Source organism: Actinoplanes octamycinicus (assembly GCF_014205225.1).
GTDB classification, from domain to species: domain Bacteria; phylum Actinomycetota; class Actinomycetes; order Mycobacteriales; family Micromonosporaceae; genus Actinoplanes; species Actinoplanes octamycinicus.
Window position 1 is genome coordinate 936,905 of record NZ_JACHNB010000001.1, and the last position, 21,054, is coordinate 957,958.

Sequence of the window (21,054 nt, forward strand, 5' to 3'; positions counted from 1 at the left end):
CCCGCGGCGATTTCCCCGTCACCGCCTTCGGCTAAGCCCGACGCCCCCGCACCAACGGCGAGTCCACCGACACCGCCGCCTTCTCAGCCCGACGCCCCGCACCAGCGGCGAGTCCAACGACACCGCCGCCCCCGACTCGACGCCCCGCGCCAGCGGCGAGTCCAACGACACCGCTGCCTCCTCAGCCCGACGCCCCCGCGCCTGCGGCGATTCCCAGGACACCGCCGCCTGCTCGGGCCCGACGACCTGGCACCCGCGGCGTGTCCAACGACACCGCTGCCTGCGAACCCGGCGCTCGACGGACGCTTCAGCCCGCGCGGGCGGCGAGTTCACGGGCACGCCGCCTCCGGCTTCGGGTTCGGCGGCTGACAGAGGCATAAATCGGAAGCCTCTTTCAGGGGACGCGGGCGGCGATCGGCTTAACCCGTTCGGGTCGGCGGCCGGCATCTCGACCCGGAAAACTTCACCTCTCAACCATCGCGGCGCTGCTTCGCTGAGCTGTCCCCGTCGCATGAGAGCTGTTCGGGCTTGCGCGCGGGCGCTGCCGGCTGCATCTACGGATCACCGCAGCTCAGCGGGCGGCACGACGGGCCCGGATGGGGCGGCTTCTCGGCCTCCGCCACGCGTATGGGGTAACCGGAACAGTTCGGCGAAACGTACGGATCATCCAGATCAGGTGGCCCGGACACCCTATCGCCGGGTCTGCGGCGGTCAGCCATCTTTGTCGCAGCGCCGGGACGCCAGACGGCTCCGGCGACACCCGATCCAACGACGCGCTCGCTGTTTCCGTCGCTCCGCAACCGGGGGAAACGCGCGCCGCGAACCCGTTCCAGGAGGAACCTCCCCATGCGCAAGATGACCAAGCGTTCCGCCACCGTCCTCACCGTCGCCACCGTCGGCGTCATCGGAGCGGGCGCCGCCTGGGCCGCCTGGACCGTGACCAGCACCGGGCAGGCACAGGCCAGCGCGGTCAACTCGGTCGCCCAGCTGCAGGTCACGTCGGTCAGCTCGCCCGGCCTGGCCCCGGGCGCGACTGTCGACGTCAAGTTTCACGTCGCCAACCCGAACGCCTTCCCGGTGGTGATCCACGACATCGACTTCACCGACATCACCGCCTCCGGCGACTGCAACGCCGGCAGCGTCACCTTCGTCGAGGAAGCGGCGATGCCCACGACCGGCCTCGAACTCGCCGCGAACGGATCGAGCGACATCACCTACGCCCGGTCGCTGCACATGGACAACACGGCGGAGGACAGCTGCATCGGCGCCACGTTCAGCTTCAACGTCGTGCTGGACGCCCAGAGCAACGCTTCCTGACCGGACCTGCGGGGGACGCCTGGCGGGCGTCCCCCGCAGCTCTTCCCGCCCTCCGCACGAGACAGGACACGGACCTTGCTCAGATCATCGCCGCGGGCCAGACCCGTGCTCGTCGTGACGATCGCGGCCGCCCTGGTCACCAGCGGCGGCATCGCCTGGGCCGGCTGGCGCCTCACCGCCACCGGACGCGCCTCGGCCACCGCCGGAACGGTGCTCGCCCTGCAGCTGTCCGGCCGGCCCGAGGCGGCGTTGTATCCCGGCCGGCGAAGCGCCCTCTACGTGACGATCCGCAACGAGAACCGGTTCCCCGTGCTGGTCACCCGGACCGCTGCCGGCCCCGGCCCGGTGGTCGCCGATCCCGCACATCAGGCCGCCGGCTGTCGCACCACCGGCGTCTCCCTGATCAAGCAGACCAACACCGTCTCGTGGCGGATCCTCGCCCGGTCGACCGGGACCTTCCGGGTGACGGACGGCGTCCGGATGAGCAACGCCTCGGACGGAGCCTGCGTGGGCGCGACGTTCACCGTGCCGCTCACCGCGACCGGGCGCAGCGATGCCCGCTGACCGGCACCCGGCCGCGGACCCGCGGACGGTGGCACGATGAGGCGCCGGACCGGGGCAGCCCTGGTAGCGGCGGTCGCGGCCGGCGCGATCGCGGCCGGTAGCGGCGTGACCGCGTGGGCCACCTGGACAGTGAGCGCCGCACCGGCCCGGGCGACGGTGCGGGCCGAGCGGATGCCGGTCGTCGAGAACCTGGCCCTGACGGTGACCGCCGGGACGTTCCGGTTCTCCTGGGACGAGGCGAGGTTCGCCTCCGGGGCCGCAGTCGGCGGATACCGGGTACTGGCCACGGCCGGACCCGCCGAGACCGCCGTCTGCGAGACCAGCACGGCGCAGCTGAGCTGTGCGTACTCCCCGTCCGGCAGAACCGGTGGGACCTTTGTCGTACGGGCGCTCGCCGGGTCCGGGTGGGTCGGGCCGGCGAGCGCGACGGTCTCCTTCGTACCGAAGAAGGACAGCCGCACCACGGAACCGGCGCGGGGCGCGGGAATGACCGTGAGCAGCGACGGCCCTCGCGGATCGGCGCCGGAGGCGACGCCGGGAGGCCAGGCGGGCGCCGGCGAGCGGCCGATTCCGACCAGCGTCCCGACGACCGGGCCGACGGCCGGGCCCACGACCGGGCCGGCGCGCGGGGCGGCCCCCGGGGCGACGAGCGGGCCGACGAGCGAGGCGACCGCGCCGGGGACCGCGACGGCGGACGGGCCGGAGCGGACGGAGGACCCCGGCAGCGCCGAGCCGACGGTGACCGGTGGTTAGACGACCGCGGATTTGAAGCGGTGGGCGGTGCCCGCTAGGAGTGCGTTCGTGCAGGTCGCTGGCGTGTCGAGGAGCATCTTGGACACTTTGGCGGCGACCCTGGAGAGTGGCCGATCCCTCCGGCGGGGTAAACCGCTTGGGTAGATCGTTCCGATTTATGCGCCTACAACGGCGGACGGAAAACCGATCACATCGGACATCTCTATCAGGGAACGTTGTATGAACGCCAGCCCGGCCTTTTCCACCGGCGTCCGAGGAGGAACGAGCCGCATGCCACACCTGAGCGACCCGTCTGCGGCCGCCGCCTCGGGGGCGGACTCGTGATCCGGCGTGACGTCCTGACGAACCATCCGGGCGGCGCGGGCCGCAAGCCGGAGGTCCGGATCGAGCTGGACCCCGCCGACCACGAGGAACCCACCTGGGAGGTGCGGGAGCCGCGACGGCGCCGGTTCGACCGGCGGTCGCGGACCATCCTGGGGCTGGCGGCGGTCGCCGCGATGCTCGCCAACGCCGGTGCGGCCTGGGCCTACTGGCGGCTCACCCAGCCGGACCCGGCCGCCGCGCCGGCCCCGGCGGCGATCGACATGGTGCTGCGCGGGCGCACCGACCTCGGGCAGGTGCTGCGGCCCGGCGACCACGGGAACCTGCTGGTCACCGTCACCAACGACCGGAACGTGCCGATCCGGATCACCTCGATCGGGGTCGGGCCGGGCAACGTGGTGGCCGACCCGGAGCACCGGGACGCCGGTTGCACGACACCGCGGGTCCGGGTCAACCAGACCTCGTACCCGGTCTCCTGGGAGGTCGCCAAGAACACCGTCGGCGCCTTCACGCTGCCCCGGGCACTGGCCGTGGAGCGGGGCACGCCGCAGTCCTGCGTCGGCGCGAACTTCACCGTGCCGCTGCGGGCGCGAGGCACCGAGCGCTGAGGTTTCCGGCCGCGGAATCCGGGTCAATCACCTGGTATGACCAGGATTTCGGTAGTGACCGGCGCGAGCGGTGGAATCGGCCGGGCGGTCGCCCGGCGGCTGGCGGCCCGGGGCGACACCGTCGCCCTGCTGGCCCGCGGCGAGGAAGGCCTGGAGGGCGCGGCCGAGGACGTCCGCCGGGCCGGCGGCACCGCGCTGCCGATCGAGGTGGACGTCGCCGACTACCAGGCGGTGGACGCCGCCGCGGAACGGGTGGAGAAGGAGCTCGGGCCGATCGGCCTCTGGGTCAACAACGCGTTCTCCAGCGTCTTCGCCCCGTTCGTCGAGATCGAGATGCCGGAGTTCGTACGCACCACCGAGGTCAGCTACCTGGGCTACGTCTACGGCACCCGGGCCGCGCTGTCCCGGATGCGCACCCGGGACCAGGGCGTGATCGTGCAGGTCGGATCGGCGCTGGCATATCGCGGGATCCCGCTGCAGAGCGCGTACTGCGGGGCCAAGCACGCGATCCAGGGGTTCACCGAGTCGCTGCGGGTCGAGCTGCTGCACGAGAAGAGCAACGTGCACGTGACCATGGTGCAGATGCCGGCGGTGAACACCCCGCAGTTCGGCTGGGTGCTGTCCCGGCTGCCGCGCAAGGCCCAGCCGGTCGCGCCGATCTACCAGCCGGAGATCGCCGCGCGTGCCGTCGAGTACGCCGCCGACCACCCGAAGCGCCGCGAGTACTGGGTGGGCGGGTCGACCGCGCTGACCCTGGCGGCGAACGCGATCGCGCCCGGGATCCTGGACCGCTACCTGGCCCGGACCGGCTTCAAGGGGCAGCAGACCGACGAGCGCCGCTCCCCGGACCAGCCGGCCAACCTGTGGCAGCCGGCCGACGAGAACACCGACGCGGGCGCGCACGGCGACTTCGACGACCAGGCCACGCCGCGCAGCGTGCAGCTGTGGGCGTCGCAGCACCACGGCGTGCTGGCCGCGGCCGGGGCCGGGCTGGTGGCGGCCGGGGCCGCTTGGGCGTTCGGACGCCGATGACCGACCGGCCGGTTCAGGCGTCCATCCGGGCCCGGTAGAAGCGCGGCTCCAGGTCCGCCGGATCGACCACCACCGCGGTATGCAGAACCGCGCGGGCCCGGTCGGTCGCGGCGCGGGCCAGCTGGGCGTCGTGGCTGGCCGCCTCGATGCCGTCGGCGACCACCTTCGCGGTGGCGTCGCCGTAGGTGCGGGCGTCGTGCACCTCGCGCTCGTGGATCAGCGCCGCCTCGTGCTCGCGGAGCCGGGCGGCGCGCGCCTCGGTGCGCTCGTAGGCGTTGCCCCGGGAGGCGAACTTGAGACCGATCGCGGCGCAGTCCAGCGCCACCATCAGCAGCGCGATCCCCAGGTAGTAGACGCCGACCCCCCAGAAGTCGGCGGTGACCAGGCGCCACATCGCGGCGGTCCGGGCACCGAAGCCGGAGTCGCCGCGCACCACCGCGGCGTTGGCCGCCCGCTCGGCGGCGAGCAGGGACGCCAGCCGGGACTGCTCGGCGGCCCGGGCGGCGCGCTCCGGACGCTGGTCGCGCTGCAGCTGGGCGGCCTGCCGGTCGAGCGCCGCGGCCTGGACGTCCAGCGACCGGGAACGGTGGACCAGGTCGTCGCAGTAGCCGCCGCGCGGGCAGCCGGGGCTGTGGGTGACCCCGGAGCCGCGCGAGTCGGCCAGCGCCTGACGGTAGAGGGCACGGGCGTCATGGCGCTTGCCGGCCGCCCGATCGGTGAGCGAGCGGACCGCGGCGTCGTCGGCCCCGGTCTGCGCCCGCAGCTCGGTCAGCCGGGCCTGGTAACCGGCCACCGCGCCGCCCGCGTCGAGGCGGCTGAGCTGGGCGTTGTGCGTCTCGGCGAGCCGGGCGTCGATCTCGCCGCGGTACCGGGCGAGCATCAGCGGCTCGGTCACCACCACCGCGAACAGCAGCGCCAGCCCGACCCGGCCCAGGTAGAGGCCGACGGTGGGCGGGCGCAGCAGCAGGTGCGGGTCGGTGGAGTCGAGCCGCTCGTAGTTGATCCCGACCCGGCCGACCACGGCCCGGTCGTAGGCGACCACCCCGATCGCGACCAGCGGGCCGACCAGCCATTGGTACCAGGGATGCCGGTAGCCGCTGCTGGCGTCGATGAACGCCGCGCCGCCGATCGTCGCGTAGACGAAGTAGAGCAGGATGAAGACGCCGATCGAGCGGTACAGCACGCGATCCGAGTGCGTCGTCACGCTGCGCGGATTCACGTTCGCCACCTGCAGCAGCAGGTGCCCGAGGCCCGTGCGCATGCGGTCGAGTCTGGCCGACCGGGGCGTGGCGCGTGCCCGGAACGCTCAGATCGGCAGGGTCGGCCGGCTGATCGTGACGGTGACCCGGACGGCCGCCTGCACCGTCTGCAACTCCGGCTCCAGCGCCAGTTCCAGCGAGCCGGAGTCCTCGGCGGACAGGTTCCGGAACGCCGCGCCGCCGGCCGCCATGCCGTAACCGCCCTCGGCGAACGAGTCGGTGATCTCCAGCAGGCTGTCCACCTGGGCACCGACCGCAGCCGCGTACTCACCGGCACGCCGCAGCGCGTCGGCCACCGCCGCCTGCCGGACCTCGGCGGCCGCCCGGGTCTCCGGACGCAACCGCCACCACGGGCCGGACACCGTGGTCAGTTCCTCGCCACCCAGCCGCAGCAGCAGGTCGCCGAGCACGGTGAAGTCGGTGACGATCACCCGGGTGGCGATCACCCCGTGGTAGGCGAGGACCTCCTCGCCGCGCCGCTTCAGCTGCGGGCGCACGTGGAAGCCGGCGCTCTCGCGCCGCTCGATCGCGGCGGCGAACCGGTCGAGAACGGCGCCGATCGCGGCCGACCGCTCGGTCAGCCGCTCCAGCACCGACTCGCGGCTGCGGCCCTTGGCGGTCGACTCGACGTGCACGACCGCCTGCTCGGGCAGCACCTCCCGGACCGCCTCACCCCTGGCGACGACGACCGGGAGACGCTCCATCGCGCTAGATCCCCTCGGCCAGACGGTCGGCGGCCGCGGCCACCCGCTCGTCGGTCGCGGTCATCGCGATCCGGACGTGCTGGGCGGCGGCCGGCCCGTAGAACGCGCCCGGCGCGGCCAGGATGCCCCGCTCGGCCAGCCGGTCCACGGTCTGCCAGCAGTCCTCGCCGCGGGTCGCCCACAGGTAGAGCCCGGCCTCCGAGTGACTGATCTCGAAACCGGCCTTGACCAGGGCGGACCGCAGGATCTCCCGGCGCGCCGCGTAACGCTCGCGCTGGACGGCCACGTGCTCCTCGTCGGTCAGCGCGGCCACCATGGCGGCCTGCACCGGCGCCGGCACGATCATGCCGGCGTGCTTGCGCACCGCCAGCAGCTCGCCGACCAGGGCCGGGTCACCACCGAGGAAACCGGCGCGGTAGCCGGCCAGGTTGGAGCGCTTGGAGAGCGAGTGGACGGCCAGCACGCCGGTGTAGTCGCCGCCGGTCACCTCGTCGGCGAGCACCGAGACCGGCTCGGTCTCCCAGCCGAGGGAGAGGTAGCACTCGTCGCTGACCACGACGGCGCCGCGCTCGCGGGCCCAGGCGACCACCTTGCGCAGGTGCTCGGCCGGGAGCACCCGGCCGGTCGGGTTGGACGGCGAGTTGATCCAGACCAGCTTGACCGGGGCCGGCCCGACCGCGGTGAGCGAGTCGGACCGGATCACCTCGGCGCCGGCCAGGCGCACGCCGACCTCGTACGTCGGGTAGCAGACCTGAGGGATGACCACCCGGTCGCCGGGGCCGACGCCGAGCAGCGTCGGCAGCCAGGCGACCAGCTCCTTGGAGCCGATGGTGGGCAGCACCCCGAGCTCACCGGAGGCGCCGCAGGCCCGGGCCAGCCAGCCGGCGATCGCGGCCCGCAGGGTCGCGGTGCCGGCGGTCAGCGGATAGCCGGGCGTGTCGGCGGACTCGGCGAGGGCCTGCCGGATGACCGGTGGGACCGGATCGACCGGCGTGCCGACCGAGAGGTCGACGATGCCGTCCGGGTGGGCGGCGGCGCGGGTCTTGGCCGGCTCCAACAGGTCCCAGGGGAAATCCGGCAGGGCCGACGACAGAGCGCTCAGTGTGCGTCCCCACGCGGCGGCTGAGCGGCGACGAACGTCGCGTCCTTCTCGATCTTGCCGACCTTGGAGGCGCCACCGGGCGAACCGAGATCCTCGAAGAACTCGTAGTTCGCGTTGGTGTAGTCCTTCCACTGCTCCGGGACGTCGTCCTCGTAGAAGATCGCCTCGACCGGGCAGACCGGCTCGCACGCCCCGCAGTCCACGCACTCATCGGGGTGGATGTAGAGCATCCGGTTGCCCTCGTAGATGCAGTCGACCGGGCATTCCTCGATGCATGCCTTGTCGAGAACATCGACGCAGGGCTCAGCGATGATGTAGGTCACGGGTCTTTCCCTTCAAAGCCGCGCCGCGTGGACCGCCGACGACAAATGCAGAGCCTAGTATTCCCGCCGAAGGAGGTAATACGTGCTCCGACAGCAGGATGTGGGACACCGGGTGGTGGTACGGCGAATTGTAGGCGTATCCGAGGATCGCCCGCTCTACACGGATGCGCTGGGCGAGCTCGTCGACCTCACCGAGACCGATCTCACAATCGCGACCGACAAGGGCACCCTGCGGGTGCCGCTGCGCGAGGTGCACCGGGCCAAGCGGGTGCCGCCGGCCCGCCGCCCGCACGCGGCCGCGGTGATCGCCCTGGAGCTGGCCGCCGACGCGGCCTGGCCGGCCCCGGTCCGCGCGACCCTGGGCAACTGGCTGCTGCGCGCGGCGGACAACTGGACCGGCCGGGCCAACTCGGCGCTCGCGGTCGGCGACCCGGACCGCCCACTGGAGGCGGCGATCGACGCGGTCGAGCGGTGGTACCGGGACCGTGGCCAGCGCCCGCTGGTCAACGCGCCGATGCCGCTGGCCGCCCCGGTCAACGCGATGCTGGACGAGCGGGGCTGGACCGCCCGGCCGCTCACCCTGGTGCAGACCGCGCCGCTGGCCCCGCTGCTGGCCGCCGCGGCCCGCGCCGACCTGCCGCCGGTCGGCCTGGCCGACTCCCCCGGCGACGACTGGTTCACCATGGTCGCGGCGCACAAGGGCGAGCTGCCGGAGGCCGCCGTCCGGATCCTGACCGGCGTACCGGACAAGGTCTTCGCTCAGGTCCGCGACGCGGACGGTGACCTGATCGCGGTCGCCCGCGGCGCGATCACCGGACCGGACCGCTGGCTGGGCGTCTCGCTGCTGCAGACCGCGCCGGCCGCGCGACGGCGCGGTCTGGGCCGGCACGTGGTCCGCGGGCTGGCGCAGTGGGCCGCGCAGCACGGCGCGACCCGGGCATACCTGCAGGTGGAGGAGCGGAACACCGGCGCGGTGGCGCTTTACGGCCGGCTCGGTTTCAGCACCCATCACACCTATCTCACCCGCGAGGCGCCGGTCTAGCGGCGGACGATCCGGCGGGGCTTGGCGGTCCGGCGCTCGCTGTACGCCTTGAGCGAGCGGGAACGGTAGTCCAGACCGAGCAGCACCGCGGTCCAGTAACCGAGCAGGGTGCCGACGATCGCGCAGCCGGCGTAGAGCCAGATCTGGGCGAAGAAGTCGCCCACCCCGTTGCCCAGCGGGCGGCTGCCGCTGAGGAACGGGCCGACCAGGACGGTCAGCAGCATGCCGGCCAGCGCGCCGGCCCCGAGGTCGGGCAGCCAGTCGGTGAGCCGGCGGCGCCGGGACCAGGTGAAGGCGAGGCTGCCCAGCACCAGCGCGACCAGCCCGAACATGACGATCGAGCCCCGGGTCTGCGCGGTGTCCGAGCTGTCGAATCCGATGCGGACGACCAGCCTGGTCACCGCGTTGATCGCGAACAGGGCGACCGCCAGCACCGTGATCCGGAACCAGCGCTGCTGCCTCATCAAACCTCCCCGGGAACGAACGACGCTCGATTCCCGGTCATCTTGGCGCATGGCACGCCACAGTTCCTAGAGGCGGGCTGAGAGTCGGCTGACAATCAGCTCGGTTCCGGCGCCGCCTTGAGCGGTTTCATGATCATCCGGTACGCGTAGACGGCGAACGTCACGCTGCCGACCAGGATCATCACCAGCGCCACCCAGTTGTCCCCGCCGAGCAGATAGTCCCCCTCGGTGGTGCGGGTGCCGGCCGCGCCCAGCGCCAGCAGCGTCCAGAGCGCCCACGGCACGCCGATCGCCCAGCTCCGCCCGATCGTGGCGACCGCGAACCAGGCCAGCCCCAGGTTGACCGCGACGGTGACCGGAATGGCCAGGCCGGCCAGCTGACCGGCCCCGGACCAGACGTCGGTCTCGCCGCGGAACAGCCCGGTCAGGCCGCCCACCCGCAGCGCGCTCAGCTCGAACTCGAGCAGCGTGGCGACCACCGTGAGCAGCACGGTGACCAGCACGGCCAGCGCTCGCACGGCGGGCTCCCGCCGGGCCTGGGTCACCGGTCGTCCCGGTCGAGGCCGGCGAACAGGTCGGTCTCCCACTTGTGCGGGCCCTCACCCGGGCCGCGCTCGCCCTTGACCAGCGTGTAGTACTCCACGCCCATGAACTCGCCGCCGAAGTCGCCGGCCATCCCGTAGAGCCAGGAGTTGTCCGGGATCTGGGTGGCGTGGGCGCGCATCGCGGCGGTCTTCTTCGCATAGTGCTCGGTGCCGTCGATCCGGGCGGCGATCTCCTCGTCCGGCGTGCCGAACGGCAGGTCGTCCACGGTGTCGACGTCGGCGAACGGGTTGCTCTCCGACTCCTTGAACGCCTCCATGCCGTCGCGCAGGACGCTCAGCGGCTGCGCCGTCCAGTAGATCTTGGCCGGGCCGTCCGGGCCGGCCAGCTCGGCGGCGCGCATCGCGACCCGGTGGGCCTGGATGTGGTCCGGGTGGCCGTAGAACCCGTTCTCGTCGTAGGTGATCATGACCTGGGGACGGATCTCCCGCATGATCTCGACCAGGTGGGCGGCGGCCTCGTCCAGGTCGGCGCTCCAGAACGCGCGGGGGTGCTTGTTGGTCTCCAGGCCCATCATGCCGGAGTCCCGGTAGCGGCCCGGCCCGCCCAGCATGCGCCGGTCGGTGACGCCCAGCGCGTCACAGGCCCGCTCCCACTCGACCAGGCGCCAGCCACCGAGCTGGTCGGCCTGCCCGGCGGCGAGCTGGGCCAGGGCCGGGACGTGGATCTCGCCCTCCTCGCCGAGGGTGCACGTCACCAGCGTCACGTGGGCGCCGGTGGAGACGTAGTGCGCCATGGTGGCGCCGGTCCCGATGACCTCGTCGTCGGGATGCGCGTGCACCAGCAACAGGCGGCGGGCGGGCAGCGGATCGGGTGCGGTCTGCTCGACGGTCACGGCGGATACTGTACGCGCGACCACCGACAGGTTCGCCCGACGAGCCCACCGGTTTACCCGGCGGGAGTCCCCCTTGATCAGCGATGCTGAGATCGTGGACTACCCGGGACTCGCCGCGCGCACCGGCGGCTTCCGCCACGGCGCGCCGCACGCCGTGACGGTCGGCGCCGACGGGGCGCGGGTCGCCTTCCTCCGGTCGTCCGGCCCGTTCCGGCCGGACCCGGAGCTCTGGCTGCTGGACGTGGCGTCGTGCGACGAGCACCTGATCGCGCCCGGGCCGATCGACTCGTACGCGGTGGACCGGGACGCCCGGGTGGCCGCGTTCGCCCGGGGCGGCCGGCTGTTCCGGGCCGACCTGCTCTCCGGGGCGGTGACCGCGATCCCGACCGGCGAGCCGGTGCACGACCCGCGGCCGGACCCGCAGGGCCTGCGGATCGGCTACGTGACCGACCCGGGCGGGTCGGCGACGCTGCGGGTGCACGGGCCGGACGGCGACCGGTTGCTGGCCGGCGAGCCGGGCTACGCCTGGCGCGAGCACGGCGGCAGCATCGCCTGGGGGGTGGCCGGCGCCGGCGCCGGCGAGTTCGGCCGGACCCGGGGCTGGTGGTGGTCGCCGGACGGGAACCAGGTGCTGGCCGTCCGGACCGCCGGGTCGACCAGCCTGCACCTGCTCGACCTGGACGACGGCTGGGTGGACGTGCACTGGGACCGGGAGACCTACCCGCACCTGGCCCAGGTGCGCTGGGCCGGCGGCGGGCCGCTGATCACCGTGCTGCGCCGGATGCAGCAGCACGGCCTGGTCCTCTCGGTGGACCCGCGGACCGGGGAGACCCAGGTGCACGCGGAACTGGCCGACGCCCGCTGGGTGGAGCCGATCCCGGGCACCCCGCGCCACCTGCCGGACGGCCGGGTGCTGGTCGGCGGCGAGCTGGCGCACGACGGGTTCGACGCGCGCTGCCTGTTCGCCGACGGCAGCCTGCTCACCCCGCCCGGGCTGTACGTCCGGCGGGTGGCCGGCACGCTGCCCCGGGCGGCCGGGCCGGCCGGGGCGCCGGACCTGATCGTCGAGGGCAGCATGGGCGACCCGGCGGTGCGGGAGGTGTTCCGGGTGCGTACCTCGCTGGGCGGGGGCGGTCCGGAGGTGACCCGGCTGACCGGGTCGCGGAGCGGCGCCGAGCTGGCCACCGGCGGGGACGTGCTGGTCGCGGACGACGAGGTGTGGCGGGCGGACCGGCGGATCGGGACGTTGCGGTCGGTGGCGGCGGGGTTGCCGTACCGGCCGGAGCCGGTACTGGAGCGGGTCACCGACCGGCGGTTGCCGGCCGGCGTCCTCTATCCCACCGGGTTCGTCGGCGGCAGTCTGCCGGTGCTGGTCGTCATGGGCGACGGTCCCGGGTCCCAGCAGGTCCGCGCGGAGGACGCCGCCTGGCAGGAGCGGCAGTGGTGGGCGGACGCCGGGTTCGCCGTGGTCAGCGTGGACTCCCGGGGCACCCCCGGGGTGGCGCCCAGCTTCGAGAAGGCGGTTCACCGGCGGCTCGCCGACCTGGCCCTGGCCGATCAGGTGGACGCCCTGCACGCGCTCACCGGCAAGCACCCGGACCTGGACCTGAGCCGGGTCGCGGCGCGCGGCCGCGGGCTGGGCGGCTGGCTGGCCGCGCTCGCGGTGCTGCGCCGGCCGGACGTGTTCCACTGCGGGGTGGCCCGGGAGCCGGTGCTGGACTGGGCGGCGCTGCCGGCGCCGATCGCCGAGCGGTATCTCGGCGATCCGGCCGACTCGGCGCACGTCTACCGCAACCACAGCCTGACCGAGGCGCTCGCCGAGGCCGAGCCGCACGGCCCGCTGCTGCTGGTCGGGGTGGAGCTGCCGGGCCTGCGGTCGGCGCCTGGGTTGTCGCTCGCCGAGGAGTTAGCTTTCTTGCAGGAGGCGGTGCCACCCGAAAGATAGGCAGGGGACAGGTTGTTATGGGACTAGTGTTCATGCGACAGTCGGATCCCGACCACCCGGGAGACGCCATGACATCCGCGATCTTCACCAACGGCCGGCCCCTCACCGAGCCCGAGTTCCTGGCCATCGGCGAAACGCCCGAGCGTATCGAGCTTTTCGACGGGAGCCTCTACGTGTCACCAGGGCCTACCCCCATCCATCAGCACGTCTCGACCAGGCTCGCCGTGCGCCTGATCCCGGCCGTGGAAGAAGCCGGCCTGCATCTGCACGAGGCGGTGAATCTCCGGCTCCGGCCGGACCGGATCCCCATCGCCGATCTGGTCATCACGACCGACATCGACTACTACGAGCTGGTCATCGACTCCTCGGCGGCACGCCTGGTCTGCGAGATCATCTCGCCGTCCAACTCCACGACCGACCGGGTGCTCAAGATGAGCTACTACGCCGAGGCCGGAATCCCTTGGTATCTCCTGGTCGATCCCCGCACCGGCGAGTTGCGGCTGTACGGGATCTCCGATGGTGAATATGTCTTGCACGCGACCGCCGAGCCTGGCGTGCCGCTTCAGCTGACTGACCCGGTCCGCGTGGCCATCGATCCGGCGGAGTTGCTGCCACCCCAGTGAGGTCGCCGGAAATTGTCGCACCGGGCCCCTAGGGTCGGGGCATGAGCCACTTCGATGAGGCGGGCGCGGCGGTCCAGGCCGCGCTCGACGCCGGCGCCCGCTATGCGGATGCCCGGGTCATGGTCTGCCGCACCGAATCGATGACGGCCCGCGACGGGGCCGTCGAGGATCTGGGCTCCGACGAGAGCGCCGGCCTGGGGGTTCGCGCCCTGGTCGGCTCGAGCTGGGGCTTCTACGCCGTTCCCGATCTCGCCGAGCCGGCCGCCCGGGCCGCCGGCCGGCGCGCCGCGCAGATCGCCGCGGCCAGCGCCCAGGTGGCCGGCCCGCCGGCCGAGCTGACCCCGTCCAGCCCGGTCACCGCGAGCTGGGCCAGCGACTGCGTGGTCGACCCGCTGTCGGTGCCGCTGTCCGACAAGGGCGACCTGCTGGTCCGGGCCACCCTGGCGGCCAAGGAGGCGGGCGCCGACCTGGCCCAGGCCAGCTACGCGATCTGGGACACCCACAAGTGGTTCGTCTCCAGCGAGGGCCACCGCGTCGACCAGCACATCCGGGAGTGCGGCGGCGGGGTGACGGCGCACGCCATCGGCGACGGCGAGGTCCAGCGCCGCTCCCTCCCCGGGCAGTACGGCACCCGCGGCTGGGAGCTGATCGACGAGCTGGACCTGGTGGGCAACGCGCCGCGCCTGGCCGAGGAGGCGCGCGAGCTGCTCACCGCCCCGCTCTGCCCGGCCGGCGAGACCACCCTGATCCTCGGCGGCTCGCAGCTGGCCCTGCAGATCCACGAGTCGGTCGGGCACGCCATCGAGCTGGACCGGATCCTCGGCTGGGAGGCCGCCTTCGCCGGCACCAGCTGGCTCGACCTGACCCGGCTGGGCTCGCTGCGCTACGGCTCCGAGCTGATGAACATCACGATCGACCCGACCTTCCCGGGCGCGCTGGGCAGCTTCGGCTTCGACGACGAGGGCACCCGCGCGGCGAAACGGCACGCGGTCCGCGACGGCGTCTGGGTGGGCGTGCTGGCCGGCCGCGACTCGGCCGCCGTGGCCGGGCTGGACTACGCCGGCAGCGTCCGCTCGGACGGCTGGGCCCGGCTGCCGATGGTCCGGATGACCAACGTCGGCCTGGAGCCCGGGCCGCACACCCTCGACGAGATCATCGCGGCCACCGACGACGGCGTGTTCATGGACGTCAACCGGTCCTGGTCGATCGACGACCGCCGGCTGAACTTCCAGTTCGGATGCGAGATCGGCTACGAGATCAAGAACGGGAGGCGGGGCCGGATGCTGCGCAATCCGACCTACACCGGGATCGGCCCGAGGTTCTGGCAGTCGATGGACATGCTGTCCTCCGAGACGATCGCCTGGGGCACGCCGAACTGCGGGAAGGGTCAGCCCGGCCAGGTCGGGCACACCGGGCACCCGGCGGCGCCGGCCCGGTTCACCGACGTCCGGGTGGGGGTGCACGGATGAGCGAGCTCGCGTGCGAATCGATGGGCACAGTCGTCAACGCGTCGCGGCGCCGGAGCGCAGCGGAGGTGACGCGATGAGCGCCGAGTTGCAGCTCGCGGCGAAAGTGGTGGAGCTGGTCCGGGAGCTGGCCGGCCGGTCCGCCGAGGCCGAGGTCACGGTCCGGCACCACGCGCTGGCGCTGACCCGGTTCGCCAACTCGGCGATCCATCAGAACGTGGCCGAGGCGACCACCGGGGTCCGCCTGCGGCTGCACCTGGACGGCCGGACCGCCTCCGGCTCCAGCACGCTGACCAGCCTCGACGGCCTGCGCTCGCTGGTCGGGCGGACCATCGCGGCGGCCCGGGTCACCCCGCCCGACCCGGCCTGGGCCGGCCTCACCAGGCCGGCCGCGCTGCGCATCTCGGCCGCGCACCCGGGCTCCGGCGAGCACTCCGGGCTGGCCTTCGGCTTCGACGAGGCGACCGCCCGGGCCACCCCGGCCGAGCGGGCCGCGCGGGTCCGCGCCTTCGTCGACGCGGCCGGCGGCCTGGAGACCGCCGGTTACTGCCGCACCGCCTACGTCTCCGCCGCCTTCGCGAACACGGCCGGTCAGGCCGTCGAGGGCCGCACCGCGGAGGCCGCGATGGACGCGATCGCCCGCGACCGGGGCGCCGACGGGGTGGCCCGGCTGGCCTCCTCCCGGCTGGCCGACCTGGACGGGGCCGAGCTGGGCGCCCGCGCCGCGGCCAAGGCTCGCGCCGCGGTCGCTCCGGCCGAGCTGCCCCCGGGGCACTACGAGGTGGTCCTGGAGCCGACCGCGGTCGCCGACCTGCTGCAGAATTTCGCCGTCTTCGGCTTCAACGGCAAGTCGTTCGTGCAGAAACAGTCCTTCGCCGAGCTGGGCAAGGAGCAGTTCGACCCGTCGGTGACCATCGTGGACGACCCGCTGGGCAGCCGCGGTGAGCCGGCCCCCGGCCTGCCGTTCGACGACGAGGGCACGCCGGCCCGGTCGCTGGTGCTGGTCCGGGACGGGGTCACCCAGGCGGTGGCGCACGACCGGACATCGGCGGCCCAGGCCGGCGTCGAGTCGACCGGGCACGCCGCGCCGGCCTCCCGCTCCTGGGGGCCGTACCCGTCGCATCCGCGCCTGGAGGCCGTCCCGGCGCCGGCCGGCACGTCGACCGGGGCGTCGGCCGCGGTCGCCGAGTCGGCCCGGCCGCTGGTCGCCCGGATGCGGCGCGGGCTGCTGGTCACCGACCTCTGGTACACCCGGGTGCTGGACCCGAAGACGCTGGTGGTGACCGGGCTGACCCGCAACGGGGTGTGGCTGGTGGAGGACGGCGAGATCGTCCGGCCGGTGAGCAACCTGCGGTTCACCCAGTCGTACCCGCAGGCGCTGGCCCCCGGCGGGGTGCTCGGGATCGGCGCCGAGTCGGTGCTGCTGCCCAGCTCCTGGGACGACGCGCGCTATGCCGCGCCGGCCCTGCACCTGGCGTCCTGGAAGATCACCGGCAACGCATCTGGATAGATCCATTAGCTTATCGGCGATCGTCGTTGCAGGCCGGGATCATGATTTTGTGACCTACTTGGCATCCCCGGCCCGCAAACTGTCGGACCTTGGGCGTAACGTGTGCTCCACATCACCGTCGCGCGAGGACGGCTGACGGCGGCCATCCGTGTGTCCGCTTCCGGTCGGCCTCGCGTACCTGACGCGGCACCGGCAGGGAGATGGCATGACGACGACGGCATCGAGGCCGGGCGCGGAGGGTTCCCGCGCGGCGATCTCGGCGCGGACACTGCGGACCGATCGGTGGTGGCTGGCGCCGCTGATCACCTTTCTCGGGCTCACCGCCTGGGTGACCTACGCGACGGTCCGGGTGTTCATGCACAAGTGGTTCTACGTCGACGACTATCACTACTTGACGCCGTTCTACTCACCGTGCCTGACCGACCGGTGCGGCGACGCGGCCGAGTTCGGCACTCCCCTGCCGAGCTTCTGGCTGATCCCGGAGGCGGCCTTCACCCTGCCGTTCCTGCTGCTCTTCCGGCTGACCTGCTACTACTACCGGAAGGCGTACTACCGCTCGTTCTGGCTGTCCCCGCCGGCCTGCGCCGTACCGGACAACCACAAGAGCTACTCCGGCGAGACCCGCTTCCCGCTGATCTTCCAGAACGCCCACCGGTACGCGTTCTACGCGGCCTTCCTGATCTCCGTGATCAACACCTGGGACGCGATCCGCGCCCAGACCACCGGCCTGGGCCTGGGCAACCTGATCCTCTGGATCAACGTGATCATGCTGTGGGCCTACACGGTGTCCTGCCACTCCTGCCGGCACATCATCGGTGGCCGGCTCAAGCACTTCTCCCGGCATCCGGTGCGATACCGGCTGTGGACCGTGGTGTCCAGGTTGAACACCCGGCACATGCAGCTCGCCTGGATCACTCTCGGGACTCTCGCGGTGACCGATTTCTACATCATGGCGGTCAGCGCGAAGTGGATCTCCGACCTGCGGATCATCGGTTAGGGGCAGGACCATGACGACCACCGAACGCCATCTGTACGACGTCGTGGTGATCGGCGCCGGCGGTGCCGGGCTGCGTGCCGCGATCGAGGCCCGGCTGGCCGGCAAGAAGACCGCGATCATCTCCAAGTCGCTGTTCGGCAAGGCGCACACGGTGATGGCCGAGGGCGGCGCCGCGGCCGCGATGGGGAACGTGAACTCCCGGGACAACTGGATGGTCCACTTCCGGGACACCATGCGCGGCGGCAAGTTCCTGAACAACTTCCGGATGGCCGAGCTGCACGCCAAGGAGGCGCCGGAGCGGATCTGGGAGCTGGAGACGTACGGCGCGCTCTTCGACCGGACCAAGGACGGCAAGATCTCGCAGCGCAACTTCGGCGGGCACGAGTACCCACGGCTGGCGCACGTCGGCGACCGGACCGGGCTGGAGCTGATCCGTACCCTGCAGCAGAAGATCGTCTCGCTGCAGCAGGAGGACTTCGCCGAGACCGGCAGCTACGAGTCGCGGATCCGGGTCTTCCAGGAGACCACGATCACCGAGCTGCTGCTCGACGGCGACCGGGTGGCCGGCGCGTTCGGCTACTACCGGGAGTCCGGCGAGTTCCTCGTCTTCGAGGCGCCCGCGGTGGTGCTCGCCACCGGCGGCGTCGGCCGCAGCTACAAGGTCACCTCGAACTCGTGGGAGTACACCGGCGACGGCCACGCGCTCGCCCTGCGCTCCGGCGCCACGCTGATCAACATGGAGTTCCTCCAGTTCCACCCGACCGGCATGGTTTGGCCGCCGAGCGTGAAAGGCATCCTGGTCACCGAGTCGGTCCGGGGCGACGGCGGCGTGCTGCGGAACTCGGAGCAGAAACGCTTCATGTTCGACTACGTCCCCGACGTCTTCCGCAAGCAGTACGCGGAGACCGAGGAGGAGGCGGACCGGTGGTACACCGACCCGGACAACAACCGCCGCCCACCCGAGCTGCTGCCCCGCGACGAGGTGGCCCGGGCGATCAACAGCGAGGTCAAGGCGGGCCGCGGCAGCCCGGCCGGCGGCGTCTTCCTGGACGTCTCCACCCGGCTGCCGGCCGAGCAGATCATCAAGCGGCTGCCGTCGATGCACCACCAGTTCAAGGAGCTGGCCGACGTCGACATCACCAAGGAGCCGATGGAGGTCGGCCCGACCTGCCACTACGTGATGGGCGGGGTCGAGGTCGACCCGGACACCGGCGCCGCGTTCGGCACGGTGCAGGGCCTGTTCGCGGCCGGCGAGGTGTCCGGCGGCATGCACGGCTCCAACCGGCTGGGCGGCAACTCGCTCTCCGACCTGCTGGTCTTCGGCAAACGGGCCGGTGAGCACGCCGCCGCCTACGTCGACACGCTGCCCAAACGGCCCAAGGTCAGCCGGGTCGACCTGGCCGCGGCGACCGAGGTGGCGCTCGCCCCGCTGGTCCGCACCGAGGGCGAGAACCCGTACACGTTGCAGCAGGACCTGCAGGCGGTGATGGGCGACCTGGTCGGCATCATCCGCCGGGAGGGCGAGCTCAGCGACGCCCTGAAAAAGCTGCACGAGCTCCGGGTCCGGGTGGCGAACGTCGCGGTCGGCGGCGGCCGGCGCTACAACCCCGGCTGGCACCTGGCCCTCGACCTGCGCAACATGCTGATCGTCTCGGAGTGCACGGCGAAAGCCGCGCTGGAGCGTGAGGAGTCGCGCGGCGGGCACACCCGGGAGGACTTCCCGCGGATGAGCCCGGAGTGGCGGCGGATCAACCTGGTCTGCTCGCTCGACGAGGCCGGTGAGGTGCACCTGGAGCGCAAGCCGGTGCCCACCATCCGCCCCGAGCTGCTCGCCCTCTTCGAGCACAGTGAGCTGGCCAAATACCTGACCACCGAGGAATTGACAGGGCTGGGGGAAGAGTGAAACGCCACTTCCGTGTCTGGCGGGGCGACTCGTCCGGCGGCGACCTGGAGGACTTCGACGTCGAGGTGAACGACGGCGAGGTGGTGCTCGACATCATCCACCGGTTGCAGGCCACCCAGGTGCCCGACCTGGCCTGCCGGTGGAACTGCAAGGCCGGCAAGTGCGGCTCCTGCTCGATGGAGATCAACGGCATGCCGCGGCTGGGCTGCATGACCCGGATGTCCACCTTCACCGCCGACGAGACGATCACGGTCACCCCGCTGCGCACCTTCCCGGTGATCCGTGACCTGGTCACCGACGTCTCCTTCAACTACGAGAAGGCGCGACAGACCCCGGCCTTCGCCCCGCCGGCCGGCGTCGCTCCCGGGCAGTACCGGATGCAGCAGGTCGACGTGGAGCGCAGCCAGGAGTTCCGCAAGTGCATCGAGTGCTACCTCTGCCAGAACACCTGCCACGTGGTCCGCGACCACGAGGAGAACAAGGAGGCGTTCTCCGGCCCGCGCTTCTTCATCCGCGCCGCCGAGCTGGACATGCACCCGCTGGACGCCCGCACCGACCGTAAGCAGCACGCCCAGCAGAGCCAGGGCCTCGGCTACTGCAACATCACCAAGTGCTGCACCGAGGTCTGTCCGGAGCACATCAAGATCACCGACAACGCGATCATCCCGATGAAGGAGCGCGTCGTGGATCGCCGATACGACCCGCTGGTCCGCCTCGGTCGCAAGATCTTCCGCCGGGACCAGCTGGAGAGCGCCCAGCCGGAGACCATGGCCCCGTCCACCAGCGAGGGCGTGTCCGGCGTCGGAGCCGGCATGACCTACACCAGCGCCCGCCTCCCGGAGGGCCCACCGGTCGGCCCGGACGGCCGCCTCGACATCGCCGAGCTGGCCGCGCCGCTGCAGGGCGGCCTCTCCCCGTTCGGCGAGGACATCGAGTTCCCCCTCCCGCCGGAGCAGGTCAGCTACCACCACCCGGACGCCGACCCGTCGGTCCCGCCCGCCGATTCACCCGCGGCAGGCGGTGGTCATTCTTAGACCGATTTTCGGTACGCCGGACGGCGCGCCCGTCCCGGTCATGCATAGAGTCGGCGCATGCCGTCGCTCGTCACTCCCGCCCTGGCCGCTGGGACGCTGGCCGCTTCCGCACAGCCGGAGATCGCCGGGGACGGGGTGCTGCTGCGCCCCTGGCAGGCATCGGATCGGCCGGCGGTCGTCGCCGGGTATGCGGATCCGGCGATTCAGCGCTGGCACTGCCGGTCCATGACCGAGGACGAGGCGGCGGCCTGGATCGCCCGATGGCCGGACCGCTGGCGGGACGAGACCGGCGCGGGCTGGGCCATCGTGGACACTCGGACGCCGGACCGGGTCGCCGGGCAGATCAGCTTCCGGCGGATCGACCTGGGTGAGGCGATCGCCGAGTTGTCCTACTGGGTGCTTCCGGAGTTCCGGGGCCGCCGGATCGCGCCGCGGGCGTTGCACGCGCTGACCGGCTGGGCCTTCGCCGAGCTGGGGCTGTACCGGCTGGAGCTGAACCACTCGACCGCCAACACCGCCTCCTGCCGGGTCGCCGCGCAGGCCGGCTATCCGGTGGAGGGCACCAAGCGGGGTGAGGCCCGGCACGCCGACGGCTGGCACGACATGCACCAGCACGCCCGTCTCGCCATCGACTGATCCGCTCGCCCGC

Annotated in this window: 21 protein-coding genes; 14 read left to right on the top strand and 7 right to left on the bottom strand. The window is 72.5% G+C overall.

Annotated features, from left to right (window positions below):
• Positions 1-855 precede the first annotated feature (855 nt).
• The 5 genes from BJY16_RS04050 to BJY16_RS04070 all read left to right on the top strand — a co-directional run bounded on the left by BJY16_RS04050 (position 856) and on the right by BJY16_RS04070 (position 4,595).
• Positions 856-1,317: a hypothetical protein gene (locus BJY16_RS04050; protein ID WP_185037773.1), complete on the top strand. Its 462-nt coding sequence runs from the start codon at positions 856-858 to the stop codon at positions 1,315-1,317.
• Positions 1,318-1,431: 114 nt separating this feature from the next.
• The gene (locus BJY16_RS04055) at positions 1,432-1,881 is read left to right on the top strand and encodes a hypothetical protein (RefSeq protein ID WP_185037774.1); all 450 of its coding nucleotides are present in this window, start codon (positions 1,432-1,434) and stop codon (positions 1,879-1,881) included.
• Positions 1,882-1,917: 36 nt separating this feature from the next.
• Entirely contained in the window at positions 1,918-2,634 is a 717-nt protein-coding gene (locus tag BJY16_RS04060) for a hypothetical protein (protein WP_185037775.1), read from the top strand.
• A gap of 320 nt (positions 2,635-2,954) precedes the next feature.
• Positions 2,955-3,563 carry a hypothetical protein gene (locus BJY16_RS04065; protein WP_185037776.1) on the top strand — a complete coding sequence of 203 codons (609 nt, stop codon included), beginning with the start codon at positions 2,955-2,957 and terminating at the stop codon, positions 3,561-3,563.
• Between the two features lie 36 nt (positions 3,564-3,599).
• Positions 3,600-4,595 (top strand): SDR family oxidoreductase, encoded by a 996-nt coding sequence (locus BJY16_RS04070; RefSeq protein WP_185037777.1) that lies wholly within the window; start codon positions 3,600-3,602, stop codon positions 4,593-4,595.
• Between the two features lie 13 nt (positions 4,596-4,608).
• On the opposite strand, the gene BJY16_RS04075 is transcribed toward BJY16_RS04070, so the two are convergent.
• Genes BJY16_RS04075 through fdxA form a run of 4 tightly spaced genes read right to left on the bottom strand, consistent with a single transcriptional unit; the run spans position 4,609 to position 7,983 of the window.
• On the bottom strand, positions 4,609-5,856 hold the full coding sequence (locus BJY16_RS04075) for a DUF4407 domain-containing protein (protein ID WP_185037778.1): 1,248 nt from the start codon (positions 5,854-5,856) through the stop codon (positions 4,609-4,611).
• A gap of 45 nt (positions 5,857-5,901) precedes the next feature.
• A complete protein-coding gene (locus BJY16_RS04080; protein WP_185037779.1) occupies positions 5,902-6,558 on the bottom strand; it encodes an SIMPL domain-containing protein in 657 nt (218 codons plus the stop codon).
• Between the two features lie 4 nt (positions 6,559-6,562).
• Positions 6,563-7,660: a succinyldiaminopimelate transaminase gene (gene dapC / locus BJY16_RS04085; protein ID WP_221502264.1), complete on the bottom strand. Its 1,098-nt coding sequence runs from the start codon at positions 7,658-7,660 to the stop codon at positions 6,563-6,565.
• Entirely contained in the window at positions 7,657-7,983 is a 327-nt protein-coding gene (gene fdxA, locus BJY16_RS46375; protein WP_106127678.1) for a ferredoxin, read from the bottom strand. The genes dapC and fdxA overlap by 4 nt, the downstream gene beginning before the upstream one ends.
• A gap of 82 nt (positions 7,984-8,065) precedes the next feature.
• On the opposite strand from fdxA, the gene BJY16_RS04090 reads away from it, so the two are divergent.
• Positions 8,066-9,025, top strand: coding sequence for a GNAT family N-acetyltransferase (locus BJY16_RS04090; protein ID WP_185037781.1), 960 nt, complete (start codon positions 8,066-8,068; stop codon positions 9,023-9,025).
• Here BJY16_RS04090 and BJY16_RS04095 read toward each other — a convergent pair.
• The 3 genes from BJY16_RS04095 to mshB form a co-directional block, all read right to left on the bottom strand.
• Complete coding sequence (locus tag BJY16_RS04095; protein ID WP_185037782.1) at positions 9,022-9,489, bottom strand: hypothetical protein; 468 nt, start codon at positions 9,487-9,489, stop codon at positions 9,022-9,024. The genes BJY16_RS04090 and BJY16_RS04095 overlap by 4 nt on opposite strands.
• Positions 9,490-9,584: 95 nt before the next feature.
• Positions 9,585-10,007, bottom strand: a complete 423-nt coding sequence (locus BJY16_RS04100; protein ID WP_185037783.1) for a hypothetical protein — start codon at positions 10,005-10,007, stop codon at positions 9,585-9,587.
• Between the two features lie 23 nt (positions 10,008-10,030).
• Entirely contained in the window at positions 10,031-10,927 is an 897-nt protein-coding gene (gene mshB / locus BJY16_RS04105) for an N-acetyl-1-D-myo-inositol-2-amino-2-deoxy-alpha-D-glucopyranoside deacetylase (RefSeq protein WP_239177627.1), read from the bottom strand.
• Positions 10,928-11,081: 154 nt separating this feature from the next.
• Here mshB and BJY16_RS04110 point away from each other — a divergent pair, with 154 nt between their 5' ends.
• From BJY16_RS04110 to BJY16_RS04145, 8 genes are all read left to right on the top strand, one after another.
• The gene (locus BJY16_RS04110; RefSeq protein WP_373873467.1) at positions 11,082-12,872 is read left to right on the top strand and encodes a S9 family peptidase; all 1,791 of its coding nucleotides are present in this window, start codon (positions 11,082-11,084) and stop codon (positions 12,870-12,872) included.
• 68 nt (positions 12,873-12,940) lie between these two features.
• On the top strand, positions 12,941-13,495 hold the full coding sequence (locus tag BJY16_RS04115) for a Uma2 family endonuclease (RefSeq protein WP_185037784.1): 555 nt from the start codon (positions 12,941-12,943) through the stop codon (positions 13,493-13,495).
• Between the two features lie 41 nt (positions 13,496-13,536).
• A complete protein-coding gene (locus tag BJY16_RS04120) occupies positions 13,537-14,964 on the top strand; it encodes a TldD/PmbA family protein (protein WP_185037785.1) in 1,428 nt (475 codons plus the stop codon).
• Between the two features lie 73 nt (positions 14,965-15,037).
• A complete protein-coding gene (locus BJY16_RS04125; RefSeq protein WP_185037786.1) occupies positions 15,038-16,471 on the top strand; it encodes a TldD/PmbA family protein in 1,434 nt (477 codons plus the stop codon).
• Positions 16,472-16,676: 205 nt separating this feature from the next.
• On the top strand, positions 16,677-17,468 hold the full coding sequence (gene sdhC, locus BJY16_RS04130) for a succinate dehydrogenase subunit SdhC (RefSeq protein ID WP_185037787.1): 792 nt from the start codon (positions 16,677-16,679) through the stop codon (positions 17,466-17,468).
• 10 nt (positions 17,469-17,478) lie between these two features.
• Complete coding sequence (locus tag BJY16_RS04135; RefSeq protein ID WP_185037788.1) at positions 17,479-19,371, top strand: fumarate reductase/succinate dehydrogenase flavoprotein subunit; 1,893 nt, start codon at positions 17,479-17,481, stop codon at positions 19,369-19,371.
• Positions 19,368-20,405 carry a succinate dehydrogenase/fumarate reductase iron-sulfur subunit gene (locus BJY16_RS04140; RefSeq protein WP_185037789.1) on the top strand — a complete coding sequence of 346 codons (1,038 nt, stop codon included), beginning with the start codon at positions 19,368-19,370 and terminating at the stop codon, positions 20,403-20,405. The genes BJY16_RS04135 and BJY16_RS04140 overlap by 4 nt, the downstream gene beginning before the upstream one ends.
• A 57-nt stretch (positions 20,406-20,462) precedes the next feature.
• Positions 20,463-21,041: a GNAT family N-acetyltransferase gene (locus BJY16_RS04145; protein WP_185037790.1), complete on the top strand. Its 579-nt coding sequence runs from the start codon at positions 20,463-20,465 to the stop codon at positions 21,039-21,041.
• Positions 21,042-21,054: the final 13 nt, after the last annotated feature.

Excerpts from the sequence above, each read along its gene's own strand:
- BJY16_RS04145 (WP_185037790.1), top strand. The coding sequence starts at position 20,463 with ATGCCGTCGCTCGTCACTCCCGCCCTGGCCGCTGGGACGCTGGCCGCT.
- BJY16_RS04125 (WP_185037786.1), top strand. The coding sequence starts at position 15,038 with ATGAGCGCCGAGTTGCAGCTCGCGGCGAAAGTGGTGGAGCTGGTCCGG.
- BJY16_RS04120 (WP_185037785.1), top strand. The coding sequence starts at position 13,537 with ATGAGCCACTTCGATGAGGCGGGCGCGGCGGTCCAGGCCGCGCTCGAC.
- sdhC (WP_185037787.1), top strand. The coding sequence starts at position 16,677 with ATGACGACGACGGCATCGAGGCCGGGCGCGGAGGGTTCCCGCGCGGCG.
- BJY16_RS04075 (WP_185037778.1), bottom strand. The coding sequence starts at position 5,856 with ATGCGCACGGGCCTCGGGCACCTGCTGCTGCAGGTGGCGAACGTGAAT.
- BJY16_RS04135 (WP_185037788.1), top strand. The coding sequence starts at position 17,479 with ATGACGACCACCGAACGCCATCTGTACGACGTCGTGGTGATCGGCGCC.
- BJY16_RS04060 (WP_185037775.1), top strand. The coding sequence starts at position 1,918 with ATGAGGCGCCGGACCGGGGCAGCCCTGGTAGCGGCGGTCGCGGCCGGC.
- BJY16_RS04050 (WP_185037773.1), top strand. The coding sequence starts at position 856 with ATGACCAAGCGTTCCGCCACCGTCCTCACCGTCGCCACCGTCGGCGTC.
- BJY16_RS04095 (WP_185037782.1), bottom strand. The coding sequence starts at position 9,489 with ATGAGGCAGCAGCGCTGGTTCCGGATCACGGTGCTGGCGGTCGCCCTG.
- BJY16_RS04080 (WP_185037779.1), bottom strand. The coding sequence starts at position 6,558 with ATGGAGCGTCTCCCGGTCGTCGTCGCCAGGGGTGAGGCGGTCCGGGAG.
- BJY16_RS04070 (WP_185037777.1), top strand. The coding sequence starts at position 3,600 with ATGACCAGGATTTCGGTAGTGACCGGCGCGAGCGGTGGAATCGGCCGG.
- BJY16_RS04115 (WP_185037784.1), top strand. The coding sequence starts at position 12,941 with ATGACATCCGCGATCTTCACCAACGGCCGGCCCCTCACCGAGCCCGAG.